Origin of the sequence: Lysobacter sp. CFH 32150, from assembly GCF_022758295.1 — a bacterium.
In the GTDB taxonomy this organism is placed as follows: Bacteria; Pseudomonadota; Gammaproteobacteria; order Xanthomonadales; family Xanthomonadaceae; genus CFH-32150.
Genome location: NZ_JALDWJ010000010.1, coordinates 162,518 through 186,651, shown reverse-complemented (window position 1 = coordinate 186,651; position 24,134 = coordinate 162,518). Strand labels below are relative to the sequence as shown.

Sequence of the window (24,134 nt, the reverse complement as noted above, 5' to 3'; positions counted from 1 at the left end):
CCGGCCAATAGCCGGCGTTGTCGCATCGCGACGTGGGGTTCGCTTTGGCGTTACTTGGTGCGGCTGTTACTTCGTAATGTCCACGTCCTTGGTTTCGCGCAGGAACAGCGAGCCGATCACGAAGGTCATCAGCGCGATTGCGATCGGATACCACAGCCCGTAGTAGATGTTGCCGGTGGCGGCGACCAGGGCGAAGGCGATCGTCGGCAGGAAACCGCCGAACCAGCCGTTGCCGATGTGGTACGGCAACGACATCGAGGTGTAGCGGATGCGAGTCGGGAACAGCTCGACCAGCCATGCCGCAATCGGGCCGTAGACCATGGTCACGTAGATCACCAGCAGCGTCAGGATCAGCAGCACCATCGGCTTGTTGATGCGCGCCGGATCGGCCTTCTCCGGATAGCCGCCGGCGGTCAACGCCGTCTTCAACGATTTGCCGAACGCTTCGCCCTGCGCCTTGCCGTCTTCCTTGCTCAAGCCCTTGCCTTCATACCCCGCGACCTCGGTGGTGCCGACGGTGATCTTGGCGACGCTGCCGGTCGGCGCGGCCTGGATCGTGTACGGAATACCGGCCTTGGCCAATGCAGCGGTGGCGATATCGCAGGAGTTGGTGAAGACTTTCTTGCCGACCGGGTCGAACTGGAACGAGCAGGTTTCCGGATCGGCATGCACCACCGCCGGTGCATTGACGCTGGCTTCGGCAACCGCCGGATTGGCGTAGTGGGTGAGCGCCTTGAACAGCGGGAAGTAGGTCAGCGCGGCGATCAGGCAGCCGGCCATGATGATTCCCTTGCGGCCGATCTTGTCCGACAACCAGCCGAAGAAGATGAAGAACGGCGTGCCGAGCGCAAGCGCGGCGGCGATCAGCAGCCAGGTCGTGGTGGCATCGACCTTGAGCGACTGGGTGAGGAAGTACATCGCATAGAACTGGCCCGCGTACCAGACCACAGCCTGGCCCGCGGTGGCGCCGAGCAACGCGAGCAGCACGATGCGACCGTTCTTGGTGAAGAAGCTCTCGGTGATCGGGGCTTTCGAGCCCTTGCCCTCGGCTTTCATCTGCTGGAACAGCGGTGACTCGTTGAGCTGCAGGCGGATCCACACCGAGACGCCCAACAGCACGACCGACAGCAGGAACGGAATGCGCCAGCCCCAAGCTTCGAACGCTTCGGTGCCCAGCCAGGTGCGGCAGCCCAGGATTACCAGCAACGACAAGAACAGCCCTAGCGTCGCGGTGGTCTGGATGAAGCTGGTGTACAGGCCGCGCTTGCCCTGCGGCGCGTGCTCGGCGACATAGGTCGCCGCGCCGCCGTACTCGCCGCCGAGCGCGAGGCCCTGCAGCAATCGCAACGCGATCAATATCGCCGGGGCCGCGAAGCCGATACTGGCGTAGCTGGGCAGCACGCCGACCAGGAACGTCGAGATGCCCATGATCACGATCGTGACCAGGAACGTGTACTTGCGCCCGATCATGTCGCCGAGGCGGCCGAAGAAGATCGCGCCGAACGGCCGTACCGCGAAACCGGCGGCAAACGCGAGCAGCGCGAAGATGAAGGCGCTGGTGTCGTTGAGGCCGCTGAAGAACTGCTTGGCGATGATCGCGGCGAGCGACCCGTACAGGTAGAAGTCGTACCACTCGAATACGGTGCCGAGACTGGACGCGAAGATGACCTTTTTGTGGCTTTGCGTCAGCGTACCGATAGGAAGTGCATTGACGGTGGTGGTGGACATGATGGGTTTCCTTCCGGTCAGAAGCTGTATTTGACGTGGGTGTGGATGCGGCGCAGATCGCCGTCGGCCTCGCCCTCGAGCGAACGCTGGCCCCAGATCAGTTCGGTACCGATGTCGAGCTTCGGGAACGGCGAATAGATCAGGTTGAAATGCCAGGACTGCGCGCGCTCGGTGACGGCAAAGCCGGTGAGCGCTGCATCGTTGTCGAAGTGGGCCATCGAATAGAACACGTTGCTGCGCCACTTCGGCGAGAACGCATGGCGCCACGCGGCAAATGCGCCGTAGCCGTCGATCGGTTCCAGCGAACCGTCGGCGGCCATCACGGTGTCGGTGGCAAGGCCCAGGCCGAGATAGCGGCCCACGCCACGGCCCGCGGTCGCCATGAAACGCAGGTCGTCGGTCTTGCTGACATTCCACTTGCCGGACACGCTCAACGCAGCGCCGGTTTCGCTGTCGTCGCGATTCGTGGCGACATCCTGGTACTTGAACTGGCGCACCAGGGCCGCGACGGTGAAGTGGCCCCAGCCGCCCTTCTTCAGCCAGCGCGCGGTGAAGTCGGGCACGCTGTTGTCGTCGCTGGAGATACGCGAGCCGAGGTTGAGGTACGGCGTGATCGTGGTTTCGGGATTCTCGACCGAGAACGACCACGGGCCGCTGGTGTAACGCAGCTGCGCCTGCCGCACGAAGGTGGTGCCTTCGGTCGGACCGATGAAGTCGACTGCATCCGGCAACGCCGCCACGTCCTGGAAATTGGACCAGGTCTGGCCGGCCAACCACTTGTTCCAGGTGACATAGGCCTGGCGCAGGGTGACACCGTGGGTGTTGGTGGCGATCTCGTTGCCGAGGAAGGCGTTGTTGCCGCCGCCGAACAGGTCGAACTCGAGGTAACCCTTCAGCTTGTCGCCGGAGTCGAGCGTGGTGTCGGCGGCGAACCAGAAGCGCGAGAACTGTGCGTGGAAATCCAGATCGCCCTCGTCTTCGGCGACGCCGCCGACTGGGATCGTGCTGGGCACGTAGAACATGCGCCCGACGCTGCCGTCGGCGATCTCGCCGTCGGTGGTGTCGGTGTACATCGCGTCGAGCTTGACGAAGCCGCCGTAGGAGAACGTCGTGCCGGGATTGGCCGCGGTCATGATCGGCGTCGACTGGATCTTCGGCTTGCCGTCCGTCGCTGCCGGTTGTGTCTGTGCAGTGCGGACCTGTTCGACCTGCACCTGCGTCTGCTGCTGTTGCGCCATCAGCTGCTGCACCATCTGTTCGAGCTGGGCGACGCGCGCTTCGAGTTCTTTTTCCTTTGCGCTGCTCCCTTGAGAATGCTGGGCGAGCGCCATGCCAGGCGCGATCAGCGCGAACAGCAGGGCGGTGGCCAGGGTTCCACGACGCCTTGAAACATAGCGTTTCGAACCGCGTGGGATTGGATTGCCTGAAGCCCGCGTTGCGATACCTGTCGACATGTCCCCTCCCAGGACGGCGTGCGGATGCACGAGCGGAGCCTGCACGCGTGGTTGCGTCGCGACTATTCGCCTTTGGTCGAAGTTGGGCCGGATTTACGGCCAGTTACGACCAAGGTCTAAGACCCCGCTCACGCGCGCGTGCTCATAGTTGCGGCACACTGTGCGTTCCACGTTCACGGAGCCGCGCATGTCGTCGCCTGATGCCTCTCGCCCGGATGCGTTGCACAGCACCCTGCTGAGCACGTACCCGGTTCCGGATTCCTTCGCCGCCAAGGCACGCGTGGATCGCGCCGAGTACGAGCGGCTGTACGCCGAATCGTTGCGCGATCCGGACGCCTTCTGGGGACGCGTGGCGCAACGCCTGGATTGGGACAAACCGCCGACGCAGGTCAAGGATGTCAGCTACAAACTTGACGATTTCCACATCCGCTGGTTCGCCGACGGCGAGCTCAATGCCAGCGTCAACTGCCTCGACCGCCACCTCGCCGCGCGTGGCGACAAGACCGCGTTGATCTTCGAACACGACGATCCGCAGCTGCCAGCCGAGCGCATCAGCTACCGCGAGCTGTACACGCGCGTGTGCAAGCTCGCCAATGCGCTGCGTGCGCTCGGCGTGCGCAAGGGCGACCGCATCACCATCTACCTGCCGATGATTCCCGAAGCGGTGGTGGCGATGCTGGCGTGTGCGCGCATCGGTGCGATCCACTCGGTGGTGTTCGGCGGCTTCGCGCCGCAGTCGATCGCCGACCGCGTGCACGATTGCGCCAGCAAACTGATCATCACCGCCGATGAGGGCCTGCGTGGCGGCAAGAAGATCCCGCTCAAGGCCAACGTCGATGCCGCGTTGAAGCTGCCCGGCACCAACTCGGTCGAAACCGTCCTGGTGGTGCGCCATACCAAGGCCGCGGTCGACATGCAGATGCCGCGCGACCGCTGGTACGACGCGGTCGTCGATGACCAGCCGGACACCTGCGAACCCGAGCGCATGAACGCGGAGGACCCGCTGTTCATCCTCTATACCTCGGGCAGCACCGGCAAGCCGAAAGGCGTGCTGCACACCACCGGTGGTTATCTTGTCTACGTCAGCTACACGCACGAATGCGTGTTCGACCTGCGCGACGACGACGTCTACTGGTGCACGGCCGACGTCGGCTGGGTCACCGGGCACAGCTACATCGTGTACGGGCCGCTGGCGAACGGCGCGACTGCGCTGGTGTTCGAAGGCGTGCCGAACTATCCCGACGTGTCGCGTTTCTGGCAGGTCATCGACCGGCACCAAGTCACGGTCTTCTACACCGCGCCGACCGCGATCCGCGCGTTGATGCGCGAGGGCGATGCGCCGGTGAAGAAGACGTCGCGCAAGTCGCTGCGCCTGCTCGGCACCGTCGGCGAACCGATCAACCCGGAAGCGTGGCGCTGGTACTACGAAGTCGTCGGCGATGCACGCAGCCCGGTGGTCGATACCTGGTGGCAGACGGAAACCGGCGGCATCCTGATCACGCCGTTGCCCGGCGCGATCGACGCCAAGCCTGGCTCGGCAACCAAACCCTTCTTCGGCGTGCAGCCGGCCATCGTCGATGCCAACGGCCAACTGCTCGACGGCGCAACCGAAGGCAACCTCGTGCTGCTCGATTCGTGGCCGGGCCAGATGCGTACCGTGTACGGCGACCACCAGCGCTTCATCGACACGTACTTCAGGACCTATCCGGGCATGTACTTCACCGGTGACGGCTGCCGCCGCGATGCCGATGGCTATTACTGGATTACCGGCCGCGTCGACGACGTGATCAACGTCAGCGGCCATCGCATCGGCACGGCGGAGGTGGAAAGCGCACTGGTCTCGCATCCGAAAGTCGCCGAGGCCGCGGTGGTCGGGTTCCCGCACGACCTCAAGGGCCAGGGCATTTACGCCTACGTGACGCTGAAAGCCGGTGAGGCCGACAGCGACGAGTTGCGCAAGGAACTGGTGAACTGGGTGCGCAAGGAAATCGGCCCGATCGCCACGCCCGACCACCTGCAATGGGCGCCGGGCCTGCCGAAGACCCGTTCGGGCAAGATCATGCGTCGCATCCTGCGCAAGATCGCCGAGAACGCGCCCGACCAGCTCGGCGATACCTCGACGCTGGCCGATCCGTCGGTGGTCGCATCGCTGGTGCAACACCGCCGCGTGCCGTGATCGCAGCCGGCGCACACTGACGCGATGCCGGGCCAGACTGTCCTCGTCGCCGACGACCATCCCCTGTTCCGCGAAGCGTTACGCGGCGCAGTGGCGCGGGTGCTGCCGACGGCGACGCTGCATGAGGCCGACAGCGTCCACGCGCTGTACGCGCTGGTGGAGCGCGATCCCGATGCCGACCTGTTGCTGCTCGACCTCAACATGCCCGGCGCGCAGGGTTTCAGCGTACTGGTGCACCTGCGCGCGCTGCATCCGCAGCTGCCGATCGTGATCGTGTCGGCACGCGAGGAACCTGCCGTGATGCGGCGCGCACTCGATCACGGCGCGGTCGGATTCATTCCGAAATCGGCGGACGCCGCGACGCTGGGAGAAGCGCTGTCCAGCGTCCTCGCCGGCGATCGCTGGGCACCCCCGGCCGCGTTCGACGCGCCGGCAGCCGCCGCCGACGAACACGATGCCGCGCAACGCCTCCGCGACCTGACGCCGCAGCAGTTCCGCGTGCTGCAGATGCTCGGCGATGGCCTGTTGAACAAGCAGATCGCCTACGAACTTGGTGTCTCCGAAGCGACGATCAAGGCGCACATGACCGCGATCCTGCGCAAGCTCGGCGCCAGCAATCGCACGCAGGCGGTCCTGATCGCGGCGAAACTCGCGCTCGACCCGGGCGCGGTGGTGCCGCCGCCGGAAGAGATCGACTAGCTCTCGATCCGCATGCCTCAGGCCAGCGCGAGCTGTCGTTGCGCGGCGAGGAATGCACGCAACGACGCCGGTTTCACCGGTTTGGTCAGCACCAGGCAACCACGATCGCGCGCGGCAAGTTTCACCGCGTCGCTGCCATCGCCGGTGAGCAGAGCCGCGGGTAACGCGCGGCCATTCTGTTCGCGCAGCGCATCGATCACGCCGAGGCCGTCGAGGCGGTCATGCAGGTGGTAGTCGACGAGCGCGACATCGGGCCGCGACGCCAGCAACGCGAGGGCTTCGTCGGCGGTCGTGGCGGTGAACACGACCGCTTGCCAGCGCTCCAGCAGGGCGCGCATGCCGTCGAGGATCTCGCGGTCGTTGTCGACGCAGAGCACGCGCATGCCCGCCAAATCGCCGAGCCGGTCCGGCGTCGGTTCGACCTTCGCCGCGATGCGCCCCGTCTCGCCGCGCGGCACGGTGATCGTGAACACGCTGCCGTGGTTCACCCGCGAACGCACGGTGAGCGGGTGTGAGAGCGTGCGCGCGATGCGCTGGCAGATCGACAGACCGAGACCGAGCCCGCGCTCGCCGCCGACCCCGGGCTGCTCGAAGCGGCGGAACTCGTCGAAGATCTGTTCCAGATGATGCGCGGGAATGCCGGGGCCGGTATCCCAGATCTGCAGTTCGATCGCATCGCTGCGCTCGCGTGCTGCGAGCAGCACGCCGCCTTCGCGCGTGTAGCGCAAGGCGTTGGCGATGAAGTTCTGCAGCGCGCGCCGCAACAACCGGCGATCGCTACGCACGGTCAACGTCATCGGCACGCGCAACCGCAGCTGCAGGCCGCGCTCGGCCGCGGTCGGTGCGTATTGCGCGGCGAGTTCGCGCAACAGCTCGCCGGTGTCGAAATCGGTGATCTCCGGCTGCAGGGCGCCTGCATCCAGGCGCGAGACATCGAGCAGTCCATCGAGCAGATCCTCGGCCGCGCGCAGCGAAGCATCGACGCGCTCGGCGAGATGCGCCTGTTCGCGGTCGTCGCGGCTTTCGCGCAACGCGGTGGTGAACAGGCGTGCCGCATTCAACGGCTGCAGCACGTCATGGCTGACGGCGGCGAGAAAGCGGGTCTTCGACTGCTGCGCGTCCTCGGCTTCGCGTGTGCGCAGTTCGACGCGTTCCTCCAGCGTTTCGTTGGCGTCGCGCAGGGCCTGTTCGGCGCGCTTGTAATCGGTGACGTCGCTGTAGCTGGTGACGTAGCCGCCACCCGGCAGCGGCTGCCCGCGCATTTCGATGACCTGGCCGCTCGTGCGCACGCGTTCGAACACGTGTGGCGTGCCGGCGCGCAGATGATCAAGGCGACGTTGCACCTGGATTTCGATGTCGCCCGTGCCCAACTCGCCGCGCTCGGCATTCCAGCGGATCAGATCGCTCACCGGGCGCCCGACGTACAGCATGCCGTCGGGATAGCCGAACAGATGTTGATAACGCCGGTTCCAGGCGACCAGTCGCATCTCGGCATCGACCACGCTCACGCCCTGGCTGATGTTTTCCAGCGTCGTCGACAACACCTGGCGATTGAAACGCAATTCCTGGCTGGCTTCGTCGAGCAGCGCCACCACTTCGCCCAGTTCCATGCCCGAACCGCGCAACGCGCTGGTCAGGGTAAGGCGCGCGGAAGCGGCACCGATCGCGGAAGCCAGCAGGCGTTCGGTGAATTGCGCGAGCGCGCGGTCAGCCGGGAAGTCCGGTTGCCAGGGCCGTCCTTGCTGCGCCGCGTAGTCTTCGAACGCACGCCGCGCGCCGCGTTCGCCGAGGATGCGCTCGGCCAAGGCCAGCAACTCGCCGCTGCGCACGCTGCCGGCCCAACCGCCGGGACCGATGGCCGGGCGTTGCGCATAGGGATCCAGGTACGACGACGCCAGCAACTGCTCCTGCAAGCGCGGACGATTGCGCGCCGAGACCAGGAAGAACGCACCGACATTGAGCAGCAGCGACCAGAACACGCCATGGGTGAGCGGATCCCAGCCGGTGAGGCCGAACAGTTGCTCCGGTCGCAGCCAGGCCACGCCGAGCGGGCCGTGTTCGATCCAGCCAGTCCCGAACCAGCCGCCGCGCGCGAGTGCGGGCAACAGGAGCGCATACAGCCAGACCAGCGCGCCGGCCAGCAATCCGGCGAACGCACCCGCGCGACTCGCACCACGCCAGTACAAACCGCCGATCAGCGCCGGTGCGAACTGCCCAACCGCGGCGAACGCGAGCAACCCGTGTTGGGCAAGACTGTCGCTACCGAGCGCACCGCGGTGGTACGCATACGCCATCAACGCCAGCGCGACGATGGTCGCGCGGCGCACCCACAGCACCTGCCGATCGATGCCGCCGGTGTCGTCGAGCGCGCGGCTGCGCAGCAGCAGCGGCATCACCAGGTCGTTGCTGACCATGGTCGCCAGCGCGACGCTGGCAACGATCACCATGCCGGTCGCCGCCGAGAAGCCGCCGACGTACGCGGCGAGTGCGAGCGTGTCGTGATCGAGCGCCAACGGCAGTGCCAGCACGTAGGTGTCGGGCGACGCGCCACTGCCGGCGAGCAGCGATTGTCCGGCCAGCGTGATCGGCACGACCAGCAGGCTGAAGATCAGCAGATAGCTGCCGAACAACCAACGCGCCGGGCGCAGGTCGGACGGGTCCTGACACTCCACCACCGCGACATGGAACTGCCGTGGCAGGCAGACGATCGCGACGAAGGCAAGCAGTGTCTGCGCGACGAAACCGGTCGGCATGCCGTGTGCCGTCACCGTCTGCGCGGCCTGGGCCATGCGCGCGCCGTAACCGCCGACACCGGGCAGGTGCGCCAACGCGAACACGCCGATCGCGATGAAAGCGACCAGCTTCACCAGCGATTCCAGCGCGACCGCCAGCATCATGCCGCGGTGGTGTTCGGTGGCATCGATCTGGCGCGTGCCGAACAGGATCGCGAACACGGCCAGCAGCAGCGCGACATACAGCGCGGGATCGGCAAGCAGGCCGGCTTCGCCGCTACCTGCGAGCACCGTGACGCTCATCGCCACCGCCTTGAACTGCAATGCCACGTACGGCACCGCGGCGATCAGCGCAACCGCGGCAACCAGCGCGGCGAGGCCGGGCGCGCGACCGTAGCGCGAGGAGAGGAAGTCGGCGATCGAGACGATGCGGTGCTCGCCGGAGATCAGCACCAGCCGTTCCAGGATGCGCCACCCGAACAGCAACATCAGCAACGGACCGAGATAGATCGGCAGGAAGCCCAGTCCGGTGCGCGCCGCGGTCCCGACCGCGCCGTAGAACGTCCACGACGAGCAGTACACCGCCAGCGCCAGCGAGTAGACCATCGGCCGCAGCCAGCGCGATCGCGACACGGGGTCGCGCCGGTCGCCGTAGTAGGCAACGGCGAACAGCAGGCCGACATAGCCCAGCGATACCAGCAACAGCACCCAACCCGGAATCACGCGTCACCTGCCTCCGCGATCGATGCGGCGAGTGTACGGCGGCCGGACCAGGCCGCGGCTGCGACCAAAGTCGTAGAGGCGGAAACGACAAAGCCCGCCAGGAGGCGGGCTTCGCATGGAGCTCGGATCGACCGGCGGCGGGATGCCTGATCGTTAGGCTTCACGCGCGAACGCGCGCTCCATCGACCAGTCGCCACAATCCGAGTGGATTGGCTTCGCGCAATGCCTCCGGCAACAACGCGTCCGGCAGGTTCTGGAAACACACACGGCGCGCGAAGCGTTCGATCGCGGCGGTGCCGACCGAGGTGCTGCGGCCGTCGGACGTGGCGGGATACGGGCCGCCGTGCACCATCGCCGGCCCGACTTCGACACCGGTCGGGACGCCGTTCATCAGCACGCGGCCGGCGATGTCGGCGAGCACGTCGAGCAGCGGCGCGACCTGCGCCTGGTCGGTGGCATCGGCGATCACGGTGGCGGTGAGCTGGCCTTCCAGCGACTGCGCCAGTGCGAGCATGTCGGTGTCGTCGTGCGCGCGCACCAGCAGCGTCATTGGGCCGAACACTTCCTCGCGCAGCTGCGGTTCGGCGCGGAATCGCGCCGCATCGGTCTCGAACAGCGCTGCGGCGGCATTGCGCGGTGGCGAGGCGTTGCGATGCAGCGTGTCGACACCGGCGACATCGCCGAGTGCAGCGACGCCTTCGGCATAGCGCGCGGCGATCCCTGCGTTGAGCATCGGCGCCGGCGTGCTGCCGGCGAACAATGCGACGAGCTGGTCGCGCAACGCATCGCCGGCGTCGCCGTCGGGCAACACGATCACGCCGGGGCTGGTGCAGAACTGGCCGGCGCTTTGCAGGACCGACGCATGGAGCTGCGTCGCGATCTCGCCGCCGCGGGCCTGCACTGCCGCCGGCAACACGAACACCGGATTGATGCTACCCATCTCTGCGTACACCGGGATCGGCTCGGCGCGTGCCGCAGCCAGGTCGGCGAGCGCACGGCCTCCGGCGCGTGAGCCGGTGAAGCCGACCGCGCGGATGCCAGGGTGCCGCACCAGCGCGGCGCCGACGGTGATCCCGGCGTCGAACAGCAACGAGAACGTGCCTTCCGGCAAGCCGCAGCGTGCGACCGCGGCGCGGACTGCGAGTGCAACGCGTTCGCCGGTGGCCGGATGCGACGGATGCGCCTTGACGATCACCGGGCAGCCCGCGGCGAGCGCACTGGCGGTGTCGCCGCCGGCGACCGAGAACGCCAGCGGGAAATTGCTGGCGCCAAACACCGCGACCGGTCCGAGCGGGCGCAGCAGCGAACGCACGTCGGGCTTCGGCAACGGCGTGCGCGCGGGATCGGCGTGGTCGATGCGCGCATCGACCCAGCTGCCGTCTTCCGCGAGTGCGGCGAACAGGCGCAACTGGCCGACGGTGCGACCGAGTTCGCCGGCGGCGCGCGCCTGCGGCAATCCGGTTTCGCGCGGGACCAGCGCTTCGAGGTCGGCGCGTGCCTGTTCGAGCTCCTCGGCGATCGCACGCAGCAGCGCGCCACGTTGCGCACCGCTGCTGCGCGCGAGCACCGGCGCTGCGGCCTGCGCGAGTGCGACCGCGCGGTCGAGTTCGTCGGTGCTGGCGCTGTGATAGCGCGGCGTCAACGCTTCACCGGTGGTCGGATCGGTGCCGGTGAAACCGGCGCCGCCCGGTGCGCCGCGTGCAGCGCCGATCAGGGACAGGCCTTGCAGGAGTTCGCTCATCATCGTTCTCGAAAGTGTTGCCTGGATGGGCGGATTGGAATCAGGCCTGCGGCCGCGTCGCGATTGCATGACGGATCACCGCCAGTGCTTCGTCGCGCTCGGCGCCGGCCAGCTCCAGCCGTGGCGCACGCACGCTCGCGCTGCCCATGCCGACTTCCGCCTGCATCAGCTTGATCAGTTGCACGAACTTGATCGTGGTGTCCATGCGCAGCAACGGCAGGTGCCAACGGTACAGGTCGTACGCTTCCTGCCAGCGCCCGGCCAGGGCAAGTTCGAACTGGCGGATCGATTCCTGCGGGAACGCATTGACGGTGCCGGCGACCCAGAACTGCGCGCCGGCGGCGACGCCTTCGCAGACCATGTCGTCGAGGCCGACGCCGATGCGCAGGCGTTCACCGAGTGCGACGCGCAGCGCGCTGACCCGGCGCGAGTCGCCGCTGGATTCCTTCACTGCCTCGAGGTTGGCGTGTTCGGTCGCGAGTTCGGCGACCTGCGGTGCGGTGAAGTCGGTCTTGTACGCGGGCGGGTTGTTGTAAAGCATGCAAGGCAGTTTGGTCGCGCCGATCACCGCGGCGACGTGCGCCTTCATCTCGCGCCAGTCGCTGGCGTAGACATACGGCGGCAGCACCATCAGGCCGCCGCAACCGGCCGCTTCGGCTGCCTGCGCCAGGCACACGGCTTCGTCGGTCGACAGCGCGGCGATGCCCGGGATGACCGGCACCTTGCCATCGACGGCCTGGACGCAGGTGCTGATCAGCGCGACCTTCTCGTCGAAGCTCAGGGTCGCGCCTTCGCCGAGCGAGCCGCAGGGAATGATGCCTTGTGCGCCGTGGCCGACCAGCCAACGCACGTGCTTGCCCACGAAGGCGTGGTCGATGTGCAGCGCAGAATCAAAGGGAGTGGTGATGGCGGGCAGGACGCCGGTCCAGATCGTACTCATGGGTTCAATGTCTCGTTGGTAAGTGCGGGCGTGGCTGAAGGACAGCGTCGTCGGTGGTGCGGGTGGAAAAATCGAGATGGCCGAGTGCGATCGGCGCGAGTGGCAGGCGCACGGATGCAGGCGCGTTCCAATCGAACAGGAAGCCACACGCGGCGCCGCAGACGCGGCCCTGGCAATGGCCCATGCCGAGTCGCGTGTGCAGCTTGGCTTCGCGCTGCGTTGCGCAGGCGCGCGCCGCGCCGTAAGGCACGTCTTCGCAGCGACACAGCACGGTGTCGTCGGCGGCGAGCGTGCGCAGCTGTGGGCGCAAGGCGAAGGTGCGCGCCAGCGCGGCGCCGAAGCGTTGTGCGGCGCGGCGGCGTGCAGGCGCGGCGCCCGCAAGTTCGGAATGACCGGCGGCGGCATAGCCGGCGATCTCACCTTGCGCGAGCGCCTGGTCTACGCCGCCGATCCCGGTGCCTTCGCCGGCGCAATACACATGCGCGACGCTGGTGGTTTGTCGGGCATCGACGCGCACCGCGCCGTCGCGGAGGTCGCAACCGAACGCAGCGGCGACTTCGAGATTGGGCACCAGGCCATAGCCGACGGCGAGGCAATCGACATCGAACACGCGGTGGCGATCGGCGATGTTCACCGTCACGCGATGCACGCGGCCAACGCCATCGGCGCGTTCGACCCAGGCATTCGCGTAGCGCGGAATGCCGCGCAGGCGCATGCCATAACCCAGTGCCTGGCCTAGCTTGCGCGGTGCCTGGAGCAGCGCTGGTGCGAAGCGGGCCTGCGCCAGGTGCGACGCCTGTTCGGCGATGGCCAGCACATGTGCACCGGCGTTGCGCAGGCTGTCCGCCACCGCCAACAGCAGCGGTCCGGAACCGGCGACCAGCACGCGCTTGCCGGCGACCGGCCAACCGTTTTTCACCAGGGCCTGCAGGCCACCAGCGCCGAAAACCCCGGGCAGGCTCCAGCCTGGAAACGGCAGATGCAGTTCGCGCGCGCCGGTGGCGATCACGGCGCGCGCGAAGCGCAGCGTGCGCGCGCCATCGGCGCAGTCGACCAGCACCGCGTGCGGATCGGGCACCGCCACCAGCCGTGCACCGAAACAGCATTCGACCGGTACCTGCTCGAGCATGTCCATCCAGACTTTGGCTGCGTGGTCGCTGCGCGTGCACCACTGTCCGCGCCAGATCTGGCCGCCGGGTTCGGCTTGCATGTCGAGCAGCATCACGCGCGCACCGGCACGCGCGGCGCTGATCGCCGCGGCGATTCCGGCGGGACCGGCGCCAATCACCAGCACGTCGTAGCGCACGTCAGCCATCGCGATGCTCACAGGTGCTGACCTGCAGGCCTTCGCGCACCGGGGTCAGGCATGCCAGTCGCTCGATGCCATCGATGCGCACCCGGCATTCGAAACACACGCCCATGCCGCAGAACGCCATCCGCGTTTCGCCGCTCAACGAACGCCGGGTCGCGATATATCCGGCCCGGGCCAAGGCCGCGGCCACGCTCGTGTCCGCGGGCACGCGCACGACGACACCATCGATCTGCAGCGTCACCTCAGGCGGCATGTGCGAACTCCGCGGCATAGCGCGCCGGATCGAACGGCGCGGCATCGAACGGCAACGCTTCGCCGAGCAACTGCGCGGCGAGTAGATCGGCAGTGCCCAACGCGGTGGTGACGCCGAGGCCTTCGTGGCCCGCCGCGAGCCATAGCCCGGCACGCGCGGGCCAGCGTCCAATCAGCGGGCGATGGTCCGGCGTGGTCGGACGGAATCCAGTCCAAGCGCGCAGGCCGACCAGGCTGTCGAGCTGCGGCAGGAATTCGCGTGCGCGGTCGAGCAGGCGCTGCAGCATGCGCGGCACCAGGACCGCGGTGGTGTCGTCGAACTGGCGCGTGGAGCCGAGCAGCAGCTGCCCGGTCGCGCGCGGCTGGGCGTTGAATGCCACCGACTCGGCGGCGTCGCCATGCGCGCTTTTGATGTAGCCGAGCTCGACCAGTTGATGGCGGATCAACGGCGCGGCGCGGGTGGTGATCAGCAGGTGGCCCTTGCGCGGGCGGATCGGTGTGCCCGGCAGCAGTTCGGGCAAAGCGCAGCCGGTGGCGAGGATGATCGCCGTCGCACGCAATGCACGGCCGTTATCGAGCAGCACGCCATCGTCGGTGAGGGTCCGCACGGCGACGCCGGTGAGCAACTGCGCACCGTGCCGCTGGGCGCGGCGCGCGAAATGTACGGCCGCCACCGGCGGATAGATCACCGCATCGGCCGGCACGCGTAGGCCACCGACGCAGTGCGCTGCCAGCGCGGGTTCGATCGCCCGCAGCACCGAGACGTTGAAGAGATCACTGGTGATGCCATGCGCCGCCAACCGCGCCTGTTTGCGCTCGGCCTCGGCCAGCTCTTCGGCATCGGTGGCGATCCACAGCGTGCCGGTGCCCCGGTATTCCACGCCTGGCGGCAACGTTGCGCGTTCGGCGCGCCAGCGCGCGCAGGAATACGCCGACAGTGCGAGTTCGGCCGGATCGTCGTCGAGCACCACCAGGTGTCCCATCGATGCCGCGGTCGCACCGCCACCGATGCAGTCGCGCTCGACCAGGGCCACGCGCAGCCCGGCGCGCGCCAACCGGTCGGCCAGCGCGCAGCCGACGATGCCGCCGCCAACGATCAGTGCGTCGAAAGCCGGCGCATCGACACTCACGCAATGCCCCACGCGAACGGATCGTCGCGATCGAACAGCAGGTTGGCTTCGGCAACCACGTGCGCGCGGCCGCTGATTACCGGCAGCACCGCGCCATCGGCATCCGAGCTGTAGCGGCCTTCGAACTCACTGCCGATCACGCTCTCCTGCCGCCACGATGCGCCGGGCGCGAGCTTGCCGGCGGCCGCGAGGCAGGCCAGCTTGGCGCTGGTGCCCGTGCCGCATGGCGAACGGTCGTAGGCCAGGCCCGGGCACAGCACGTAGTTGCGCGCGTCGACGCCCGGCGTCGGCGATGGGCCGACCAGTTCGATGTGGTCGATCACCGCCCCGTCGCGGCCATGGATGCCGTCGCGTTCGAGCGCGCGTCGCAGCTGCACGGCGCAATCGGTCAAGCGTTCGAGATTGGCGAGCTCGATCGCCAGGCCATGGTCGTCGACCAGGAAGAACCAGTTGCCGCCCCAGGCGATGTCGCCGTGCAGGCGACCGTAGCCGGCGACGTCGACCGCGACACCGGTCGCATGCCGGTAGCTCGCGACGTTGGCGATCGAGACGCGGCCATCGGCATGTAGTTCAGCTTCGACCCGGCCGACCGGCGTCTCCAGCCCGAACACGCCCGGTTGCACGCGGCCGAGATGGCGCAGCGTCTCGACCAGCCCGATCGCGCCATGGCCGCACATGCCGAGGTAGCCGACGTTGTTGCAGAACACCACGCCGGCGATGCAGTCGCTGCGGGTCGGGGGCAACAGGAAGGCGCCGACCAGCACGTCCGAGCCGCGGGGCTCGCAGACGATCGCGCGGCGGTAATGGTCGAATTCGTCCTGCAGCCGCGCACGGGCAGCGGCGGGATCGAGGCCGGCGAGCGCAGGGCCGCCGGCGATCACGACGCGGGTGGGTTCACCGGCGGTGTGGGAATCGATGATGCGGATCGGTTCGGTCGACATGCGCATGCTTCTCGGTGGTACGCCTCGCTGCAAGCGCACAGCCTAGGCCGCATGCGCGCGGCGGTCTTGCCGTTTCCCTGCGCGCGCACGCTACGATCCGTCAAATGCCCGCCGCCCTCGACCCATTGCCGTTCCGCGATGCCTTCCTCGCCCAGCTTGCCGACCCGCTGGCGATTGCGACGCTGTTCGACCACCTGCCGGACCTGGTGTTCTCGGTGAAGGACCGCGAGGGCCGCTACGTGCTGATGAGCGAAGCCTGCGTGGTGCGCTGCGGCCTCAAGAGCAAGCGCGATGCGATCGGCAAGACCGCCTACGACCTGTTCCCGGCGCCGATGGCGCAGCGTTATGCGCGCCAGGACGAACGCCTGTTCCGCACCGGCAAGCCGATCGTCGACAACCTCGACCTCACCGTCTACCGCGACGGCAGTGCCGGCTGGTGCCTGAGCACCAAGGAACCGCTGCGCGACGCGCGCGGCCGCATCATCGGGCTGGCCTGCATCTCCAAGGACCTGGTCGAACCCAGCCGCGCCGGTTACATCGACGCCGGCTTCGCCGACACCGTCGACTACATGCTCGAGCACTCCGCGCAGCCGCTGCGCCTCGACGATCTCGCCCGCCGCGCGGGGCTGTCGCAGGCGCAGTTCGAGCGGCGCATGAAAAAGATTTTCCAGCTCTCCGCCGGCCAGTACCTGATCAAGACCCGCATCGACCAGGCCGCGCGCCTGCTCGCCGACAGCGAACTGCCGATCGCCGAGGTCGCGCTGCAGGCCGGTTTCGCCGATCAAAGCGTGCTGTCGCGGCAGTTCCGGCAGGTCACCGGGTTCGCGCCGCGGGAATACCGGCAGCTGATGCGGGCGGCGAAGTAAGGCCCGGAAAACACGAAACCCGCCTCGCGGCGGGTTTCGTTTGCTACATCGAACAAGCCGGATTGGAGCCGGCCGGAAGGCTTACTTGATCTTGCCTTCCTTGTAGATCACGTGCTTCCGGACGACGGGGTCGTACTTCTTGACCTCCATCTTGTTCGGCGTGTTCTTCTTGTTCTTGTCGGTCGTGTAGAAGTGGCCGGTTGCGGCCGAGGAGATCAGACGGATCTTGTCGCGCTTGCTTGCCATGATGTCCTCCTCAGACCTTTTCGCCGCGGGCGCGGAGTTCGGCCAGAACGGAGTCGATGCCGTTCTTGTCGATGGTGCGCAGGGCATGCGCGGAAACCTTCAGCTTGACCCAGCGGTTTTCGCTGGCGACCCAGAAGCGACGCTCATGCAGGTTGGGCAGGAAACGACGACGGGTCTTGTTGTTGGCGTGCGAGACGTTGTTGCCGGTCTGCACGCGCTTGCCGGAAATCTGGCATACGCGGGACATAACGCACCTCGAAATGATTGTTGTCGCCCTTAGCCAGGGGGACGGCGGCCTCGGCGTTGTGCGCCACGCGATTCGAGAAGAAAACCTTGCTGTGCGGAGGCGGGCGGAATCGCGTTTCCAGCCCGGTCCGGGCGTGAGCCGGACGCAGCGAGCCGCGCATTATGCCCGGGAAGGCCAGCCCCGGCAAGCACTTATCCACAGGGGTGTGTAGGGCGGGTCTTGACCCGCCATTGCTCTGGGCCGGTGCGACAAGGCGGCCCAAGGCGGGTCAAGACCCGCCCTACTTAATGCGTCGCCCGGTCCCGGTGCCAACCGCGGTGCTTGATGTCCAGCCACAGGCTGTAGGCGGCGGTGAAGGCCGGGAACAGGTTCTGGACCACGCCGACCGAGTCCTGCTTCTGCGAAAAGATGAAGTAGCTCAGCGTCATCACGCTGCCGACCAGGCTCATGTACCAGAACAGCCGCGGGATCACCGGCTTGCCGTGCTTGCGCGAGGCCAGGAACTGCACCAGCCAGCGGCCGCCGAACATCAGCGCGCCGGTCAGGCCGATCAGCTTCCACGGCGACATGTGCAGCCCGGTCCATTCCAGCCAGACGAGCGGGGTATTCATGAAATCGACGGGCATGGTTCAGACCTCTTCGACCGCGGTGCGCTTGCTGCGCTGGATCAGCCACGCCACGCCACGCAGGTCGCGGATGCCGACCAGGGCGCGATTGAGGTTGTTGTACTTGGACACTCCGGCCGAACGCGGACGGTGATTGACCGGCACGCTGACGGTCTGCCAGCCGGCGCGCTGCATCAGTGCCGGCAGGTAGCGATGCATGTGGTCGAAATAAGGCAGGTCGAGGAAGGCCTCACGCTCGAACAGCTTGATGCCGCAGCCGGTATCCGGCGTGTCGTCGCGCAGCATGCGCGAGCGGATCGCATTGGCCCACTTCGACGCCCAGCGCTTGCTGCCGGAGTCCTGGCGATTGACGCGCCAACCGGCGAACAACTTGATCGTTGGCTGTGCGGTGGCGCGCGCATCGAGCAGCTTCGGGATATCGGCCGGATCGTTCTGGCCGTCGCCATCGAGCGTGGCGATCCATGCGCCGCGCGCGGCTTTCACGCCGGTGCGGATCGCGGTGCTCTGGCCGGATTGCTGCACGTGATGCAGAACACGAAGCTCTGGCGCTTCCGCCTTCAGCGCTTGCAATGCCTGCAGCGTGCCGTCGCGCGAATGGTCGTCGACGAAAATCACTTCAAAGGCAGCAACTTCAAAATCAATCCTGCCGCGCAAGGCCGCGAGGATTTCGCGCAGCAGCGGGCCGACGTTGTCCTGCTCGTTGAACACGGGAACGACAACGGAAAGTTGCAGTGCTTCGTTCACGCATTTGCTCCGAAATACTGGCGGCACCATTCGACCACTTGCGGCATGCCGGTTTCGATCGCCGTGGTCGGCTCGAATCCGAACGCCGCTTCCGCACGCGAGGTATCGGCCATCGTCTCAACCATGTCGCCCGGCTGCATCGGCTGGTACACCTTCTGCGCCGGCTTGCCGGCGGCCTGCTCAATGACCGCGATGAAGTGCTCGAGTTCCACGGGCGTGTGGTTGCCGAGATTGAATACACGATGCGGTGGATCGTCGCTTGAAGGATGCGCCAGCGCGCCGAGCACGCCGGCGACGATGTCGTCGATGCAGGTGAAGTCGCGGCGCATCGCGCCGTGGTTGAACACGGTGATTGGCCGTCCCGCCAGCACCGCGCGCGAAAACAGCAGCGGTGCCATGTCCGGCCGGCCCCAGGGGCCGTACACGGTGAAGAATCGCAGCCCGGTCGCGCGCAACCCGTACAGGTGCGCGTAGGTGTGCGCCATCAGTTCGTTCGCAGCCTTGGTCGCGGCGTACAGCGAGCGCGGCTGGTCGATGCGCTGGTCTTCGGAGAACGGCGGGGTCGCCGAATCGCCGTACACCGATGAGGAACTCGCGTACACCAGGTGCTGCACGCCGCGGTGCCGGCACAGCTCCAGGAGATTGACGAACCCGATGAGGTTGCTGTCGACGTAGGCCTGCGGGTTTTCCAGCGAATAGCGCACGCCGGCCTGCGCGGCGAGGTGGACCACTTGCGCTGGCTTGACGTCGTCGAACAGCGCGGCGAGGCCGTCGCGGTCGGTCAGGTCCAGCTCGACGATGCGCGCGTCCGGGCACAGTGCGGCGACGCGATCGTGCTTAAGCTGCGGGTCGTAGTAAGTGTTGTAGTTGTCGAGGCCGACCACGGCCTCGCCATGTGCAGCAAGCGCGCGGCAAACATAGGCGCCGATGAAGCCGGCGGCGCCGGTGACGAGGACGGTCATGCGAGGTCGATGCGTGCGGGCATCGCTCTATTGTCCCGCGGTTTCGAGGACTTAATCCACTTTGCCGCGCAACCGCTCCAGCACGCCTTCGAGCGATTCGAGGTCGGAGTAATGGATCACCAGCCGCCCCTTGCCGCCGCGGCCGTGCAGCACATTGACGCGGGTGCTCAGCGTTTCCGACAGCTCGCGTTCCAGCGAGGCGATATCCGCCTGCGGCTTGGCCTTGGCCGGCTTGTTCTTCTTGTTGTTGCCCGGCACGTGGCCGGCGGTCAGCTGTTGCACGCGGTGTTCGACTTCGCGCACCGACCATTCGTGTTCGGCGGCTTGGCGCGCCAGCGCGATCGCCGCTTGCGGTGTCAGTGTCAGCAGCGCGCGGGCGTGGCCCATTTCCAGTGCGCGGGTTTCGACCAGCACGCGGATCTCGGTCGGTAATTCCAGCAGGCGCAGCAGGTTGGAGACCGCGGCGCGCGAACGGCCGACCGCGTCGGCAGCCTGCGCGTGGGTGAGGTCGAATTCGTCGATCAGGCGCTGCAGCGCGGTGGCTTCTTCGAGCGGGTTGAGGTCTTCGCGCTGGATGTTCTCGATCAGCGCCATCGCGATCACGGCATGGTCGTCGACCACGCGCACGACTGCCGGGATCTCGCTCAGGCCGGCCAGTTGCGAGGCGCGCCAGCGGCGTTCGCCGGCGATGATTTCGTACTGGTTGCGACCAATCTCGCGCGCGACGATCGGCTGGATCACGCCTTGCGCCTTGATCGATTCGGCCAGTTCGCTCAGCTTGCCCTGGTCCATGCCGGTGCGCGGCTGGTACTTGCCCGGTTGCAGCTGCGCGATCGGCAGGCGCCGCAGCGTTTCCCCCGGTTGCGCTTCCAGCGGCACGGTTTCGGCGGCCGCTTTCGGGCCGAGCAGGGCTTCCAGGCCGCGGCCGAGGCCACGCTTCTTCGCAACGGTCATGCCGCCGTCTCCTTCTGTTCTTGTTTCGGCACGCGCGCGGCCTGCTCGCGTTCGCGCTGGCGCCGCAGCACTTCACCGGCGAGGCCGAGGTAGGCGACGCTGCCGCGGCTGGCCTTGTCGTAACCGATGATGCTCTGGCCATGGCTCGGCGCTTCGGCCAGGCGCACGTTGCGCGGCACGATGGTGCGGAACACCTTGTCGCCGAAATGGGTGGTGAGTTCGGCCGACACCGCGTTGGCGAGGTTGTTGCGCACGTCGAACATGGTGCGCAGCACGCCTTCGATTTCCAGTGCCGGGTTCAGGCGCTGCTTCAGCGCGTCAATGGTTTGCAGCAGCGCGCTCAGACCTTCCAGCGCGTAGTACTCGCACTGCATCGGCACCAGGATCGAGTCGGCCGCGGTCAGCGCGTTGAGGGTGAGCAGCGACAGCGCGGGCGGGCAGTCGACGATGATGAAGTCGTAGTCGCCGCGCAGTGGTTCGAGTGCGCGCTTGAGACGTTGTTCGCGGCCTTCCTCGTCCATCAGTTCGATTTCGGCGGCGGTCAGGTCGATATTGCCGGGGAGCAGGTCGAAGTCTTCCGGCGTCTTCACGATCGCGCTGTGCGCGTGCATCTCCTCGAGCAGCACGTCGGTGGACGAAGCGCGCAGTTCGCGCTTGTCGATGCCGCTGCCCATGGTGGCGTTGCCCTGTGGATCGAGGTCGACCAGCAGCACGCGCTTGGGCGTGCGCGCCAACGCCGCGGCCAGGTTGACCGCGGTGGTGGTCTTGCCGACCCCGCCTTTCTGATTGGCGATAGCGATGATGCGGGCCGTCACGGCGCGTGTGTCCCCTGCAGGAGTGTCGGCGCCAAGGAGGTACGGCAGGCCGAAGGGGGATTATGCCCGCAGCGGCTCGCCGTTGCCGGCGTCGCGTCCCACCACGACCAGGTGCCGTTCCGCGTTCAGCCCCGGCACGGCCAGCGGATGCACGCTTTCCAGCCGCCAACCGGCAGGAAGTCCGGCGATCTCTTCGGCGGGATAGGTGCCTTTCATCGCCAGCAGCTTGCCGTCGGGCTTGAGCAGGCTGCCGCCGAGTTCGAGGATCAGCGGCAGCGTGGCCAGGGCCCGTGCGGTGATCGCGTCGAACTGGCCGGGTGCGGCGAAGGCCTCGATCCGCGATTCCACCACACGGGCGTTGCCCAGGCCGAGCTGGCGCACCGCCTCGCGCATGAAGCGTGCCTTCTTGCCGTTCGACTCGACCAGCGTCACCTGCAGCCCGGGTTTGGCGATGGCGAGCGGAATGCCCGGCAGGCCCGCGCCAGTGCCGAGGTCAGCCAGGGAGCCGTTCTCAACGGTGATCTTGTCCAGGAGCGGATGCATCGCCAGCGAATCGAGCAGGTGTTTGGCCACCATCTCGCGCGGATCGCGGATCGCGGTCAGGTTGTAGGTCTGGTTCCAGCGCGCCAGCAGGGCCAGGTAGGCGAGCAACGGTGGCGCCAGCGAGGGCGCGTCGAGGTCGAGCGCGGTGAGGCCAGCGTCGAGTTCGGCGTGGAGGTCGGGGGAAAAGGTGTCAGCCATGCGCACCATTGTAGGAGCGGCTCCTACACGGTGCGCCACGCCAGCGCGGCGCGATAGCCGGGTTGCGGCGCGAATTCGTGCAACTGCCATTGCGCCGGCGTACCGAGCGCCGGATCGCAGGCGCGAAGGCGCAGCACGCCGTCGCGCTCAACGAATTCGAGCTTGTCCAGGCCGAACGCGATGCCGCGCCCGTGCGCCTTCAACACTGATTCCTTCGCGCACCAGAGGCGGACGAAGGCGAGTTCGCGCGCAGCATCGGCCTGGGTCGCCAGCCAGACATTTTCCGCGGCAGTGAAGTAGCGCTGTGCCAGGTCGAGCGCGCGCGGCCGCGGGCGCAGGCGCTCGAGGTCGATGCCGACTTCGACGCCGGTACCGAGCGCGATCAGCAAACCGTCGCCGCTGTGGCTCCAGCTCAGGTCGATGTCGGGTGTCTCCAGCCGCGGCCGGCCGTGCAAGTCGCGGTGCAGCGGCAAGGACTCCGGCGCGATGTCCAGCAATCCTGCGAGCCACCGTCGCACCTCGGTCTCGGCGGGAATGCCGTGCGCATGCGGGCGCCAGGTCCAGCGGATCGGGCCGAGCGAGGCGTGGTCGGCAGTCAGGGACATGAAAGGCGCGTTCGCGGCACGGGACGGTCGCAGCGTAAAGTAATCGCAGGGGAGCGGCTGCGGCCGCGGGAACACACCATGTCGGCAGTCATCGAAACCAGCGCCAATGTCGTGTCGCCGACGCCGATCGCACAGGGCGATGACGCCCGTGCGGTCGCGTTCGACAAAGACGGTCAGATCGCGCTTGCCACTTTCCTCGGCCAGGTCCGTGGTGTCGCCGCGGCGCTGCCGGCCGGGCGCCATGCGATCAATCTGTGCGAGGACCGTTACCGCTTCCTCGTCGCATTCTGCGCGGTGGCGCTGCGCGGGCAGGTCAATCTGTTGCCGCCCTCGCGCGCGCCGGCGGTGGTTGCGGACGTGTTGTCCCGGCATGCCGACAGTTATTGCTTGGGCGACTGCGATCTGGAATCCCCGCCGCCGCATTACTGGCGCCTGCCGGACGTGTTGCCCAATGCGACCGGGTCGGTGCCGATGCTGGCCGACGATGCGCTGGTCGCGATCGGCTTCACCTCCGGCAGTACCGGCCGCCCGCAACCGAATCCTAAAACCTGGGGCAGTTTCCGCACGAGCACGGCGCAGAACCTGGTCGCGCTCGGCGACTTGTGGGGCGACGAGGCGCCGCACCTGGTGGCCACCGTGCCGCCGCAACACATGTATGGCCTGGAACTCTCGGTGTTGTTGCCGTTGCTTGGCGTGGCTGCCGTGCATGCGGCGCGGCCCTTCTTCCCCGAAGACATCGCCCGCGCCTTGCACGACGCGCAGGCACCGCGCGTGCTGGTGACCACGCCCGTGCACCTGCGCGCCCTGGTCGAAGCCGGCGTGGTGTTGCCGCCGCTCGCCGGCATCGTCTCGGCGACGGCGCCGCTGGCGCCCGAACTCGCCGCAGCTGCGGAAACACGCTTCGGTTGCGAAGTGCGCGAGCTGTTCGGCTCCACCGAAACCTGCGTGATCGCCCGTCGCCGCACCGCGCACGAAACCGCATGGACGCCGCTGCCTGGTGTGCGCTTGGCGCCGCAACCGGATGGCACCGCGGTCCATGCGCCGCATCTGGTGGCGTCGGTCACCTTGGCCGACCTCGTCGAGATCATCGGGGGTGACGGCCGCTTCCTTCTTTGCGGACGCAACGCCGACCTGCTCGAGATCGCCGGCAAACGCGCCTCCCTCGGCGACCTGACCCGCAAGCTGCTGGCGATTCCCGGGGTCGAGGACGGGGTGGTGTTCCAGCTCGATCAGGCCGGCTGCGACGGTGTGCGCCGCATCGCTGCACTCGCGGTCGCGCCAGGGCTGGACGAAGCCGCAATCCTCGCTGCATTGCGGCGCGAGATCGACCCGGTGTTCCTGCCGCGCCCGCTCAAACGAGTGGCTGCGCTGCCGCGCAACGACACCGGCAAGCTGCCCCGACAGGCGCTGGCGACCTTGCTGCAAGGCACGGATTCGTAAGGATTTTCTGCCCCGTCATGGGGCTGAATTGGGCTCTGACACAGCCATCACACTCTGCTG

22 protein-coding genes are annotated in these 24,134 nt (G+C 67.4%); 4 read left to right on the top strand and 18 right to left on the bottom strand.

Features of this window, described 5'->3' with window-relative positions; all coding sequences use genetic code 11:
• Positions 1–66: 66 nt before the first annotated feature.
• Together MO486_RS14835 and MO486_RS14830 are read right to left on the bottom strand one after the other, a co-directional pair.
• The gene (locus MO486_RS14835; protein WP_242909424.1) at positions 67–1,728 is read right to left on the bottom strand and encodes an MFS transporter; all 1,662 of its coding nucleotides are present in this window, start codon (positions 1,726–1,728) and stop codon (positions 67–69) included.
• 17 nt (positions 1,729–1,745) lie between these two features.
• Positions 1,746–3,182, bottom strand: coding sequence for a DcaP family trimeric outer membrane transporter (locus MO486_RS14830; RefSeq protein WP_242909422.1), 1,437 nt, complete (start codon positions 3,180–3,182; stop codon positions 1,746–1,748).
• A 232-nt stretch (positions 3,183–3,414) separates the two neighbouring features.
• Between MO486_RS14830 and acs the strand changes: the two genes are divergently transcribed.
• Together acs and MO486_RS14820 are read left to right on the top strand one after the other, a co-directional pair.
• Complete coding sequence (gene acs, locus MO486_RS14825) at positions 3,415–5,358, top strand: acetate--CoA ligase (RefSeq protein WP_242909494.1); 1,944 nt, start codon at positions 3,415–3,417, stop codon at positions 5,356–5,358.
• A 24-nt stretch (positions 5,359–5,382) separates the two neighbouring features.
• Positions 5,383–6,057, top strand: coding sequence for a response regulator transcription factor (locus tag MO486_RS14820; protein ID WP_242909397.1), 675 nt, complete (start codon positions 5,383–5,385; stop codon positions 6,055–6,057).
• A gap of 17 nt (positions 6,058–6,074) precedes the next feature.
• Here MO486_RS14820 and MO486_RS14815 read toward each other — a convergent pair whose 3' ends face one another.
• From MO486_RS14815 to MO486_RS14785, 7 genes are all read right to left on the bottom strand, one after another.
• On the bottom strand, positions 6,075–9,512 hold the full coding sequence (locus tag MO486_RS14815) for a PAS domain-containing hybrid sensor histidine kinase/response regulator (protein WP_242909394.1): 3,438 nt from the start codon (positions 9,510–9,512) through the stop codon (positions 6,075–6,077).
• A gap of 160 nt (positions 9,513–9,672) precedes the next feature.
• On the bottom strand, positions 9,673–11,253 hold the full coding sequence (locus MO486_RS14810) for an aldehyde dehydrogenase (NADP(+)) (RefSeq protein WP_242909392.1): 1,581 nt from the start codon (positions 11,251–11,253) through the stop codon (positions 9,673–9,675).
• 40 nt (positions 11,254–11,293) lie between these two features.
• Positions 11,294–12,193: a dihydrodipicolinate synthase family protein gene (locus MO486_RS14805; protein ID WP_242909390.1), complete on the bottom strand. Its 900-nt coding sequence runs from the start codon at positions 12,191–12,193 to the stop codon at positions 11,294–11,296.
• Between the two features lie 4 nt (positions 12,194–12,197).
• The gene (locus tag MO486_RS14800; RefSeq protein ID WP_242909388.1) at positions 12,198–13,508 is read right to left on the bottom strand and encodes an FAD-dependent oxidoreductase; all 1,311 of its coding nucleotides are present in this window, start codon (positions 13,506–13,508) and stop codon (positions 12,198–12,200) included.
• Positions 13,501–13,758, bottom strand: coding sequence for a (2Fe-2S)-binding protein (locus MO486_RS14795; protein WP_242909386.1), 258 nt, complete (start codon positions 13,756–13,758; stop codon positions 13,501–13,503). Before MO486_RS14795 ends, MO486_RS14800 begins: the two co-directional genes overlap by 8 nt.
• Positions 13,748–14,887 (bottom strand): FAD-dependent oxidoreductase, encoded by a 1,140-nt coding sequence (locus tag MO486_RS14790; protein WP_242909384.1) that lies wholly within the window; start codon positions 14,885–14,887, stop codon positions 13,748–13,750. Before MO486_RS14790 ends, MO486_RS14795 begins: the two co-directional genes overlap by 11 nt.
• Positions 14,884–15,828 (bottom strand): proline racemase family protein, encoded by a 945-nt coding sequence (locus tag MO486_RS14785; protein WP_242909362.1) that lies wholly within the window; start codon positions 15,826–15,828, stop codon positions 14,884–14,886. Before MO486_RS14785 ends, MO486_RS14790 begins: the two co-directional genes overlap by 4 nt.
• Before the next feature lie 104 nt (positions 15,829–15,932).
• On the opposite strand from MO486_RS14785, the gene MO486_RS14780 reads away from it, so the two are divergent.
• The gene (locus MO486_RS14780; RefSeq protein WP_242909360.1) at positions 15,933–16,694 is read left to right on the top strand and encodes an AraC family transcriptional regulator; all 762 of its coding nucleotides are present in this window, start codon (positions 15,933–15,935) and stop codon (positions 16,692–16,694) included.
• A gap of 81 nt (positions 16,695–16,775) precedes the next feature.
• Here the strand turns inward: MO486_RS14780 and rpmG are convergent, their stop codons facing one another.
• The 9 genes from rpmG to MO486_RS14735 all read right to left on the bottom strand — a co-directional run bounded on the left by rpmG (position 16,776) and on the right by MO486_RS14735 (position 22,628).
• Complete coding sequence (gene rpmG, locus MO486_RS14775; RefSeq protein WP_242909358.1) at positions 16,776–16,940, bottom strand: 50S ribosomal protein L33; 165 nt, start codon at positions 16,938–16,940, stop codon at positions 16,776–16,778.
• 10 nt (positions 16,941–16,950) lie between these two features.
• Positions 16,951–17,187, bottom strand: coding sequence for a 50S ribosomal protein L28 (rpmB, locus tag MO486_RS14770; RefSeq protein WP_242909356.1), 237 nt, complete (start codon positions 17,185–17,187; stop codon positions 16,951–16,953).
• Positions 17,188–17,471: 284 nt separating this feature from the next.
• Positions 17,472–17,813, bottom strand: a complete 342-nt coding sequence (locus tag MO486_RS14765) for a lipid-A-disaccharide synthase N-terminal domain-containing protein (protein WP_242909354.1) — start codon at positions 17,811–17,813, stop codon at positions 17,472–17,474.
• A 3-nt stretch (positions 17,814–17,816) separates the two neighbouring features.
• Complete coding sequence (locus MO486_RS14760) at positions 17,817–18,557, bottom strand: glycosyltransferase family 2 protein (protein WP_242909352.1); 741 nt, start codon at positions 18,555–18,557, stop codon at positions 17,817–17,819.
• Complete coding sequence (locus tag MO486_RS14755; RefSeq protein WP_242909350.1) at positions 18,554–19,519, bottom strand: SDR family NAD(P)-dependent oxidoreductase; 966 nt, start codon at positions 19,517–19,519, stop codon at positions 18,554–18,556. Before MO486_RS14755 ends, MO486_RS14760 begins: the two co-directional genes overlap by 4 nt.
• A gap of 51 nt (positions 19,520–19,570) precedes the next feature.
• Positions 19,571–20,473, bottom strand: coding sequence for a ParB/RepB/Spo0J family partition protein (locus MO486_RS14750; protein ID WP_242909348.1), 903 nt, complete (start codon positions 20,471–20,473; stop codon positions 19,571–19,573).
• Entirely contained in the window at positions 20,470–21,288 is an 819-nt protein-coding gene (locus MO486_RS14745) for an AAA family ATPase (protein WP_242909345.1), read from the bottom strand. The genes MO486_RS14750 and MO486_RS14745 overlap by 4 nt, the downstream gene beginning before the upstream one ends.
• Before the next feature lie 60 nt (positions 21,289–21,348).
• Positions 21,349–22,029, bottom strand: coding sequence for a 16S rRNA (guanine(527)-N(7))-methyltransferase RsmG (gene rsmG / locus MO486_RS14740; protein WP_242909338.1), 681 nt, complete (start codon positions 22,027–22,029; stop codon positions 21,349–21,351).
• Between the two features lie 23 nt (positions 22,030–22,052).
• Positions 22,053–22,628, bottom strand: coding sequence for a 4'-phosphopantetheinyl transferase superfamily protein (locus MO486_RS14735; RefSeq protein WP_242909487.1), 576 nt, complete (start codon positions 22,626–22,628; stop codon positions 22,053–22,055).
• 84 nt (positions 22,629–22,712) lie between these two features.
• Here MO486_RS14735 and MO486_RS14730 point away from each other — a divergent pair, with 84 nt between their 5' ends.
• Entirely contained in the window at positions 22,713–24,074 is a 1,362-nt protein-coding gene (locus MO486_RS14730; RefSeq protein ID WP_242909336.1) for an AMP-binding protein, read from the top strand.
• The last annotated feature ends 60 nt before the right edge of the window (positions 24,075–24,134 follow it).